Annotated in this window: 10 protein-coding genes; 7 read left to right on the forward strand and 3 right to left on the reverse strand. The window is 68.8% G+C overall.

From position 1 onward, the window contains the following. From ACFWF3_RS12590 to ACFWF3_RS12600, 3 genes are all read right to left on the reverse strand, one after another. The coding region (locus tag ACFWF3_RS12590; protein ID WP_379313789.1) for a VOC family protein at nt 1–350 on the reverse strand (350 nt) is incomplete at its 3' end. Further along, nucleotides 347–1162: a helix-turn-helix domain-containing protein gene (locus tag ACFWF3_RS12595; protein ID WP_379313791.1), complete on the reverse strand. Its 816-nt coding sequence runs from the start codon at nt 1160–1162 to the stop codon at nt 347–349. The genes ACFWF3_RS12595 and ACFWF3_RS12590, both read right to left, overlap by 4 nt. Before the next feature lie 30 nt (nt 1163–1192). Continuing rightward, nucleotides 1193–1498, reverse strand: a complete 306-nt coding sequence (locus tag ACFWF3_RS12600) for an MTH1187 family thiamine-binding protein (RefSeq protein WP_378627478.1) — start codon at nt 1496–1498, stop codon at nt 1193–1195. 98 nt (nt 1499–1596) lie between these two features. Here ACFWF3_RS12600 and ACFWF3_RS12605 point away from each other — a divergent pair, with 98 nt between their 5' ends. The 7 genes from ACFWF3_RS12605 to ACFWF3_RS12635 all read left to right on the forward strand — a co-directional run bounded on the left by ACFWF3_RS12605 (nt 1597) and on the right by ACFWF3_RS12635 (nt 9572). Further along, the gene (locus ACFWF3_RS12605; protein WP_379313792.1) at nt 1597–2592 is read left to right on the forward strand and encodes a helix-turn-helix transcriptional regulator; all 996 of its coding nucleotides are present in this window, start codon (nt 1597–1599) and stop codon (nt 2590–2592) included. Beyond that, nucleotides 2589–3572 (forward strand): helix-turn-helix transcriptional regulator, encoded by a 984-nt coding sequence (locus ACFWF3_RS12610; protein ID WP_378988048.1) that lies wholly within the window; start codon nt 2589–2591, stop codon nt 3570–3572. Before ACFWF3_RS12605 ends, ACFWF3_RS12610 begins: the two co-directional genes overlap by 4 nt. Further along, nucleotides 3569–4597, forward strand: coding sequence for a 2-dehydropantoate 2-reductase (locus ACFWF3_RS12615; RefSeq protein ID WP_378988045.1), 1029 nt, complete (start codon nt 3569–3571; stop codon nt 4595–4597). The genes ACFWF3_RS12610 and ACFWF3_RS12615 overlap by 4 nt, the downstream gene beginning before the upstream one ends. Before the next feature lie 92 nt (nt 4598–4689). Next, nucleotides 4690–4962, forward strand: a complete 273-nt coding sequence (tatA, locus tag ACFWF3_RS12620; protein WP_378627484.1) for a Sec-independent protein translocase subunit TatA — start codon at nt 4690–4692, stop codon at nt 4960–4962. Nucleotides 4963–5072: 110 nt separating this feature from the next. Next, nucleotides 5073–6026, forward strand: coding sequence for a twin-arginine translocase subunit TatC (tatC, locus tag ACFWF3_RS12625; RefSeq protein ID WP_378627485.1), 954 nt, complete (start codon nt 5073–5075; stop codon nt 6024–6026). Between the two features lie 3 nt (nt 6027–6029). Continuing rightward, nucleotides 6030–8729, forward strand: coding sequence for a DEAD/DEAH box helicase (locus ACFWF3_RS12630; RefSeq protein WP_379313793.1), 2700 nt, complete (start codon nt 6030–6032; stop codon nt 8727–8729). A 120-nt stretch (nt 8730–8849) separates the two neighbouring features. Beyond that, nucleotides 8850–9572, forward strand: coding sequence for a DUF4333 domain-containing protein (locus ACFWF3_RS12635; RefSeq protein ID WP_379313795.1), 723 nt, complete (start codon nt 8850–8852; stop codon nt 9570–9572). The last annotated feature ends 20 nt before the right edge of the window (nt 9573–9592 follow it).

Genomic DNA, 9592 nt, shown 5'->3' on the forward strand with positions numbered 1-9592 from the left:
CAGAAGGGGTCCTTCACCCTGCCCTGTCGCTTGCCGTAGGGACGGTTGTCGACGGGGATCACGACCTCGGCTCCGTGCTGGGCCATCCGCTGCGCTGTCGCGTCGGGATCGGCGACAGTGAGCACGAGCAGTACCGGCGAGCCACCCACCGATTCCGGGTCGGCCCACCCCCACTCCTCGGCACTGTGTGCCAGCGCGAACACGACGGAGCCGAGCGTGAGTTCGGCGTGGTGCACCACCGCGTCCTCGGCGACGCGCAGACTCACCTCGGCTCCGAGCACCTGGGTGTAGAAGGTGATCGCGGCGTCCGCGTCGGAGACCAGCAGCTTCGGGACCAGTTGGCTGTTCATGTTTCCCATGGTCGTGGAACCGGGCTTTGCCTGCCTTGTAGATTTCGGCCCTCTTCCGCGAGCCAGTCGGTCGGCGTGGTGTTCATGAGGTCGCGGAACTCGCGCACGAGGTGGCTCTGATCGTGGTAGCCCGACTCGGCCGCCACCTGGGCCCAGGACGTTGCGCCCGTGCCTGCGCGGTGAACCGCGCACTCGAGACGGGCCACGCGGGAGGCGAATTTCGGGGTGACCCCCAGCGAGCGTCGCATCACCTCGCGCAGACGCCGGGCGCTCAGGTGTACGTGGTCGGCGAGATCGTCGACCGACGCCGTTCCACCACCGGCTCTGATCAGATCCAGCGCGCGCAGGGCGTGGTCGGCGGTGGTGTCGTACCCGGCCCGGTTCAGCTGGTCGAGCAGCCGAATGCGCAGAACAGCCTCGCGTCGAGCGGCCGGGTGCTCCGCCAACTCCTCGCACATCGAACGCACCCACGGCAGTACGGCGTCGGCGATCACACCGCCCGCGTCCACTTCACTGAGCGGCATGCCGATCAGGCGGCGCAGGGCCGACGCCGACAACTCGACATAAGCCGTCGGCTGCCGCGGCAGCAGGGTGGTGACCGGCGTCGCGAGCCCCGGCCGCATCAAGCCGGCCACGACAGCCTGCGTGCGCAAGGTCTGTCCGCCGTAGTCGACCTCGAGCGGAGCCCCGAGACCGACAACGAGTCGAGCCGACAAGGTGGGGACGGCCCGATGTGCCCGAGCGGGGCCGACGTGCTCGCTGATCGACACCACGCCGATGCCCGCGGCACGGCATGCCGGACGGAGGTTCACCCTCGCATTCTCGCACCCGTGGGCGTTTGGCTACCCGTCGGCGAGATAGCGCTCGACCGTGTCGACCTTGCTGTGCAGCGCGTCGGTGACCCCGGGTCGGATATCGGCCTTGAGGACCAGGCTGCAGCGGGGTGCGGTGACCAGGATGGCGTCGGTGGCGGCTTTGATCACTGCCATCACCTCGTCCCATTCGCCCTCGAGGGTGGTGAACATCGCGTCGGTGCGGTTCGGCAGGCCGGAAGCGCGGACCACCCGGACGGCCGCGGCGACCGCTTCGCCGACCGAGCCGTCGTGGTGGGCGGAACCGCTGGGCGCAACGGAGAAGGCGACGAGCATTGTGATCCTTTCGGCGGGTGGGTTCCATGGTCGCGGGACCGTGGCCCAAGTGTGCGCCGACGCGCGGGGGAGCGGGCGCGACCATTACCCTCTATCGAGTGGCGATATCCAAGGTCGAGCGGCTGATGAATCTGGTCATCGCGCTGCTGTCGACCAGGCAGTTCCTGAGCGCGGAACGTATTCGCGCCAGCGTGGCCGGTTACGAGGACTCCGCGACCGACGAGGCGTTCAGCCGGATGTTCGAGCGCGACAAGAACGAATTGCGCGATCTGGGCATCCCGTTGGAAGTCGGTCCGGTAGGACGGTTCTCGACACTCGAGGGATACCGGATCAACCGGGACGCCTACGAGCTGCCCGATATCGACCTGACCAGCGAGGAAGCCGCGGCGGTCGCCGTCGCGGTGCAGATGTGGGCCTCACCGGAATTGGCGGGCGCGGCCGAGGGCGCGCTGCTGAAGCTGCGTGCGGCCGGGGTCACCGTCGAGACCGACAACGTCGGGGTGTCGGTGCCCGCGGTGCCCGCCCGCACCCGAGGATCGGAGCCGGTGTTGCGGGAACTCCTCGCGGCGATCGACGCGGGGCAGGCGGTGCGATTCGGCCACCACAGCGCCGTCACCGATCCGTTCGTGACCCGCGATGTCGAACCGTGGGGGGTGGTGACCCGGCACGGGCGCTGGTATCTGGTCGGCCACGACCGCGAACGTGACGCCGTTCGCACGTTCCGGCTCTCGCGGATCGGTGGACAGGTGCGGCCGTACGGTCCGGTCGACGCGGTCCACAAGCCCGCGCACACCGATCTGCGCGCGATCGTCGACCGGGTCACCGGCGACGCTCCCGTCACCGGGTCGGCCACCGTGTGGGTCGCCAAGGGTCGCGGTCGCGAATTGCGCCGCATCGGCACCGAAGTCGACACCCGTGACCTGGGCGGACGTCCCGGCTCGGTGCTCGCGGTGCCGGTCCGATCCCGCGACTGGGTGGCCCGGCTGATCACCGGCCTCGGTCCCGATGTTCTCGTTCTGGAACCACCGGAACTGCGCGCCGACGTGATGAACCGGCTACGGTCGGTACTCGACCACACGGAGGTCACGTCGTGAGTTCGCGTCTGTCCCTACGCCTTTCGCGCCTGCTGAACATGGTGCCCTACCTGCTCGCGCACCCGGGTATCAGCGCGGCCGAGGCCGCCGCCGAACTGGGTGTCACCACCAAACAGCTGATGAGCGACCTCAATCAGCTGTGGATGTGCGGATTGCCGGGCTACGGTCCCGGCGATCTGATCGACCTGTCGTTCTCCGAGGAGAGCATCGAGGTCACCTTCTCGGCCGGGATCGAACGGCCGCTACGGCTGACCTCCACCGAGGCCACCGCGCTGCTGGTGGCGCTGCGCTCGATCGTGGAGATGCCGGGCATGGTCGATCCGACCGCCGCACACGCCGCCATCGCCAAGATCGAATCGGCGATCGCCAGCACCGACGCCGTCGTCACCGGCAAACCGGTCGATGTCCCCGTCGAGAAGCCGGTGGTCGCGACCGTGCGCGCCGCGCTCGCCGACGCGCGGGCCCTGCGCCTGGTCTACTACTCCGCCAGCCGCGACGAGGTGTCCGAACGTATCGTCGACCCGATTCGCGTGGTGCTGGTCGACAACAACAGCTACCTGCAGGCCTGGTGCAGGCAGGCCGAAGGCGTTCGCCTGTTTCGGTTCGATCGGATCGAGGACGCCACCGAACTCGACGAACCCGCCCGTGCGCCGAGCCACGCCGCCAACGACGCCGCGGCACTCGACCTGTTCCAGGACGACCCCGACGTGCCGCTGGCCCGGCTCCGGATCCGCGCCGACTACGCCTGGGTGCTCGACCAGTACCCCATGCACCGCATCGAATCGCGCGCCGACGGCAGCATCGAGGCGGGCATGCGCTTCGCCTCACCGGACTGGATGGCTCGGCTGCTGCTCGGCTTCGGCACCGGCGTCACCGTGCTCGGGCCACCCGAACTGGTGGCGGCGGTGCGCCTGCGCGCCGACGCCGCCCTGGCCGCCTACGCGGCCGCCGGACTGGTGGGGGAGACCGAACCCGCGTGAGTCAGCGAGTACTGGTCCTCGGCGCGGGCAGCGTCGGGGTTTTCATCGGCGGTCACCTGGCCGCCGCGGGCATGGAAGTGATCTTCGTCGGCCGTCAGCGGATCCTCGACGACATCGCCGAACACGGCCTGCGCCTCACCGATCTGGACGGCGGTTCGACCGAGGTGACGCCCGACCGGTTCGGCCTCGCGCTCGAGCCCGACGAACCCGAGTTGGCCGACCTGGTCCTGGTGACGGTGAAATCGGCCGACACCGCCGCCGCGGTCCGTGCCGTCGCGGGCCGATTACGCCCCGGCACGCCGGTCGTGAGCCTGCAGAACGGCATCGGCAACGCCAGCGTGATCAGAGAGATTCTGCCGACCAGCATCGCCCTGGCCGGGATGGTGATGTTCAATGTGGTGCACAGCGGTCGCGGGTGTTTCCACCGCGCCAGCGACGGCGACCTCGCGATCCAGGACGACCCGGTCGTCGACCGCTTCGCCGACCGTTTCCGGGCGGCCGGACTGCCGCTGCGCCGCCACCGCGATCTGCGTCCGGTGCAATGGGCGAAATTGCTGCTCAATCTGAACAACCCGATCAACGCGCTGTCGGGCAAGCCGCTGCGTGAGGAACTCGCCGAGCGTGACTACCGCCGCTGCCTCGCGCTGACCCAGTCCGAAGCCCTCGCCGTGATGAACACTGCGCGAATTCGGCCCGCGCAGCTCACCCCCGTTCCACCCGAGTTGATGGTGCATTTGCTGCGCGTTCCCGACGCGGTCTTCCGCCGGGTGTTCGGGCGTGTGCTCGCCATCGATCCGCTCGCCCGCTCGTCGATGGCCGATGACCTCGCGCTCGGTCGACGGACCGAAATCGCGTGGTTGTGCGGGGAAATCGTGCGCCTCGGCGACATGGTCGGGCACCCGACGCCGGTCAACCGGCGGTTGACGGAGCTGATCAGGATCGCTGAGTCCGGCGACACCGCCCGGTTCACCGGAAGCCGGTTGTTCGCCGAGCTGACCGGGGCGGCGGCCGCTGTCGCGGGTTGAACGCGTGGCGAACACCGCTGCGGCTCGGCGTCCACCACGGTCCGAACCCAGGTAGCATCGGTAATCACCACAGTCTTTGGAGGTATCTGATAATGGGCACGTTCAGCTGGACGCACCTGCTGATCATCGCGTTGCTGTTCGTTCTGCTCTTCGGCGCGAAGCGGCTTCCCGACGCGGCACGCGGTCTCGGCCGCTCGCTGCGGATCTTCAAGAGCGAGGTCGGGCAGATGCAGGCGGAGTCGTCGGCATCCGACGCACCGGCGGCCACCCCGGCCACCCCCGCGCCGCAGCAGCAGCTGTCCGCGTCGGCGCCGCAGGCACAGACCCCGATCGTCGAACCGCAGCAGGGCCACAAAACCCTCTGACCTCGGCCATCACCCCGGAGCGGTAGTCATCGCTCCGGGGCGAAGTGCTGTCTCGTCAGAAGTTGCCGCCGAGCATCCGCCGAACCGAGGGTTAGAGGCCACCACCCACCATGCGCATCCCGTTCGATCCCCGGCGCACCAAGCGCAGGACGAATCCCGACGGCACCATGTCGTTGGTCGAGCACCTGCAGGAACTGCGCACCCGGCTGCTGCTGGCACTGGCCGCGATCGCGGTGACCACCCTGATCGGCTTCTTCTGGTACGCGCACACCCTCTTCGGGATGGAGAGCCTGGGCGAGATCCTGCGCGGCCCCTACTGTGCGCTGCCCGAATCGGCGCGGGCCAGCCTGACCCCCGACGGCGCCTGCCGGCTGCTCGCCACGGGCCCCTTCGACCAGTTCATGCTCCGGTTGAAGGTCGGGTTCACCGCCGGTGTGGTGATCGCGACCCCGTTCTGGCTGTACCAGCTGTGGGCGTTCATCACCCCGGGGCTGTACGCGAAGGAACGCAAGCTCGCGGTCGGGTTCGTGGTGACCGGTTCGGTGCTGTTCGTGACGGGTGCCGTGCTCGCCTACGTGGTGGTCTCGCACGCGTTGTCGTTCCTGATGACCATCGGCGACAACGTCCAGATCACCGCGCTCAGCGGTAATCAGTACTTCGGTTTCATCATCCAGTTGCTGATCATCTTCGGCGTCAGTTTCGAGACGCCGCTGATCATCATCGGGCTGAACCTGGTCGGCGTGCTGCCCTACACCAAGCTCAAGGCGTGGCGGCGCGGGATGATCTTCGGTCTGTTCGTCTTCGCCGCGATCGTCACACCGCAGGACCCGTTCTCGATGCTGGCGCTGGCGATCGCGCTGACCGTGCTGTTCGAGTTCGCCGTGCAGTTCGCGCGGTTCAGTGACGCGCGCAAGGCCCGCCGGGAAGAGAAGGAGGGCTGGGGCACGCTCGACGACGAACAGGCCTCTCCGCTCGAGACCCCCGAGCCGGTGGCGTCCGCCGATCCGGTGAGCGAGCCGGAGAAAACCGCGCGCCCGGTGTCGGACTACTCCGATACGCTCTGAGGGGTGACCGACACTCCGGGGCTGCCCAGCGAACTGGCGAAATTCGCCGGTGAAATCTCGTTCGATCTGGACCCCTTCCAGAGCACCGCGTGCGCGGCGCTGGAAGACGGGCACAGCGTGCTCGTGTGCGCCCCGACCGGAGCGGGCAAGACGATCGTCGGTGAGTTCGCCGTGCACATGGCGCTGGCCTCGGGCGGAAAGTGCTTCTACACCACGCCGATCAAGGCGCTGTCGAATCAGAAGTTCGCCGATCTCACCGCCCGCCACGGCCGCGACAGTGTCGGCCTGCTCACCGGTGACCAGTCGATCAACCCCGGCGCGCCGGTGGTCGTGATGACCACCGAGGTGTTGCGCAACATGCTCTACGCCTCCTCGGACTCGCTGCACGGTCTGTCCTACGTGGTGATGGACGAGGTGCACTACCTGGCCGACCGGTTCCGGGGCGCGGTGTGGGAGGAAGTGATCCTGCACCTGCCGCCGGATGTGCGACTGGTGAGCCTGTCGGCGACGGTGTCCAACGCCGAGGAGTTCGGCGCCTGGATGGAAACCGTGCGCGGCGACACCGCGGTGGTGGTCGACGAGACCAGGCCGGTGCCGCTGTGGCAGCACGTGATGGTCGGCCGGCGGATGTTCGACCTGTTCGACACCAAGTCCAGCGACCGCAAGGTCGTAGTCGACGAAGACCTCGTGCGGTTCATCCGCCAGCGTGAGAGCGCCGACCGGATGCACGGGTACGGCGGTCCGCGTGGGCGTGGCGGGCGAGGCGGCAACTTCCGGCCGCTGCCGCGACCGGATGTCCTGGCGCGGCTCGACGAGGAAAACCTGCTGCCCGCGATCACGTTCATCTTCAGCCGCGCGGGCTGCGACGGCGCGCTGGCCCAGTGCCTGCGCGCCCGCCTCGATCTGAGCCGTCCCGGCGAGGCCGCGCAGATCGACGAGATCATCGAGAAGCACACCGGTGACCTGCCCAAGGGCGATCTGGAGGTCCTCGGCTACTGGGAGTGGCGCGAGGCGCTGCAGCGCGGCCTGGCCGCCCACCACGCCGGTATGCTGCCCGCGTTCCGGCACACCGTCGAGGAGCTGTTCGTCAAGGGTCTGGTGCGCGCGGTGTTCGCCACCGAGACCTTGGCACTGGGCATCAACATGCCCGCCCGCACGGTGGTGCTCGAGCGGCTGGTGAAGTTCAACGGCGAAACCCATGCCGAGCTCACCCCCGGCGAGTACACCCAGCTCACTGGTCGTGCGGGGAGGCGCGGTATCGACGTCGAGGGCCACGCGGTGGTGCTGTGGCAGCCCGAGGTCGACACCAGTGCGGTGGCAGGCCTCGCCTCCACCCGCACCTATCCGCTGCGCAGCTCGTTCCGGCCCGGCTACAACATGTCGATCAACCTGATCGACCGGATGGGTGCCCAGGAAGCCCGAACGCTGCTCGAACGGTCGTTCGCCCAGTTCCAGGCCGACCGGTCGGTCGTGGGGCTCGTCCGTGGGATCGAACGCAACGAGGGCGCGCTGCGCAAGCTGGAGAGTCAGCTCGGCGGCGTCGACGGCGATTTCATGGAGTATCTGTCGCTGCGTGACCGGATCAAGCAGCGCGAGCGCGATATCCAGCAGCAGGGGCGGGCAGACCGGCGCGGTGCCGCGGTGAAAGCGCTGATCGGGTTGCGTCGCGGCGACGTGGTGTCCATTCCCGTGGGCAAGCGTTCCGGGCTCGCGGTGATCCTCGAACCCGACCAGACGCCCGGCGATCCGCGTCCACTGGTATTGACCGAGGACCACTGGGCAGGCCGGGTGTCCGCGGCCGATTTCCCGGAGCCCGCCGAAGCGCTCGGGCGCATGGATCTGCCGCGCCGGGTCGATCATCGGACCGCGCGCATCCGCCGAGACCTGGCCTCGGCATTGCGCGGCACCGGAATCTCGGCTCCGCGCCGTGGCAAGCGCAACGATCGTGTTCGCGGCGGCGAAGATCGTCAGCTCTCGACGCTGCGGCGCAGTCTGCGGTCCCATCCCGCGCACAATCGTCCCGATCGGGAGCAGCTGAGCCGCACCGGCGAGCGGTATTCGCGGCTCGCCCGCGAGACCGAGACGATGCGCCAGAAAGTTGCCGCCACCACGAATTCGCTGGCGCGCACGTTCGATCGGATCGTCGGGCTGCTCGAGGAACGCGGCTTCGTCGCCCACGGTGAGGTGACCGCCGACGGCAGGCGCCTGGCCCGAATCTATGCCGAGAGCGATCTCGTGGTCGCCGAGGCCCTGCGCCAGGGTCTGTGGCGCGGACTCGGCCCGGCCGAACTCGCGGCGGTGGTGTCGACACTGGTCTACGAATCGCGCCAGGAAACCGGCCTGCTGATGCCGGCGGGACCGACCGATCCGATCCGCCGTGCGGTCGCGGCCACTATCGAAGTGTGGTCGGATCTGCGCTCCGACGAGGTGCGACACAAACTTCCGCCCACCCGCGAACCCGATCTGGGGTTCGTCACCGGGGTCTACAAGTGGGCGCGCGGTGATGCGTTGGCCGAGGCGTTGCTGGCCAGCGGCGACCACGGTACGACGATGTCGGCGGGCGATTTCGTGCGGTGGTGCAGGCAGGTGATCGACCTGCTCGATCAGATCCACAACACCGCCGACGACCCCGAGATCGCGTCCACCGCCGCCAAGGCGGTGCGTGCGGTACGGCGGGGTGTCGTCGCGGTGGACGCCGCGTAGTCGGCACGTCTGTGATTTGATTTCTTCGCGTACCGACCGTGAGGCGGATGTCGTGCGAATGCGGCAGGCCCGGCGCGGGGGGCTACCGTATGGACTAATGATGCGAGTGGAGGCGAGTGGATGAGCGGCCCTTACGGACCGAACAACCCCGGGGAGGGGAACAACGATCCCACCCAGCACTGGGGGGGTCAGCAGGGGGCCGGTGGCGCCGGTCCCACCCAGCACTGGGGTGGCGCGCAGCAGCCGCCACAACAGGGCGCCCAGCCCACCCAGCAGTGGAAAGACCCGAACGCGCAGCAGCCACAGCAGCCGTGGGGACAACAGCCCCAGCAGCCGCAGCAGCCGTGGGGCCAGCAGCCGCAGCAGCCGACCGGGCCGCAGCAGCAGTGGGGCCAGACCCAGCCGCCGCCGCAGGACTGGAACAACCAGGCCGCCAACGCGCCGCAGCAGTGGGGTCAGCCCGCGCCGCAGCAGCAGTGGGGCCAGCAGCCCGCCCCGCAACAGCAGTGGGGCCAGCAGCCGTCCTCCGGTGGCAAGAGCAAGGGCCTGATCATCGGGCTCATCGCCGCGGGTGTGCTCGTGGTCGCCGCCGTGATCGGTCTGATCCTGGTCGTGTTCTCCTCGGACGAACTCGACAACGCGGCCGTGCAGGACGGTGTCTCGCGCGTGCTGAAGGACTCCTACGGCATCGCCGACGTCTCCGATGTCAGCTGCCCCTCCGGCCAGGCGGTGGAGGTCGACGCGACCTTCACCTGTGACCTGAAGGTCAGTGGCGAGGCGAAGAAGGTCACCGTCAAGATCACCAAGGAAGACGGCACCTACGAGGTCGGCCGCCCCAACTAGGCGCTCGCACTGTGTTTTCC

This window comes from Nocardia sp. NPDC060220 (genome assembly GCF_042727815.1).
Classification (GTDB): Bacteria; Actinomycetota; Actinomycetes; order Mycobacteriales; family Mycobacteriaceae; genus Nocardia.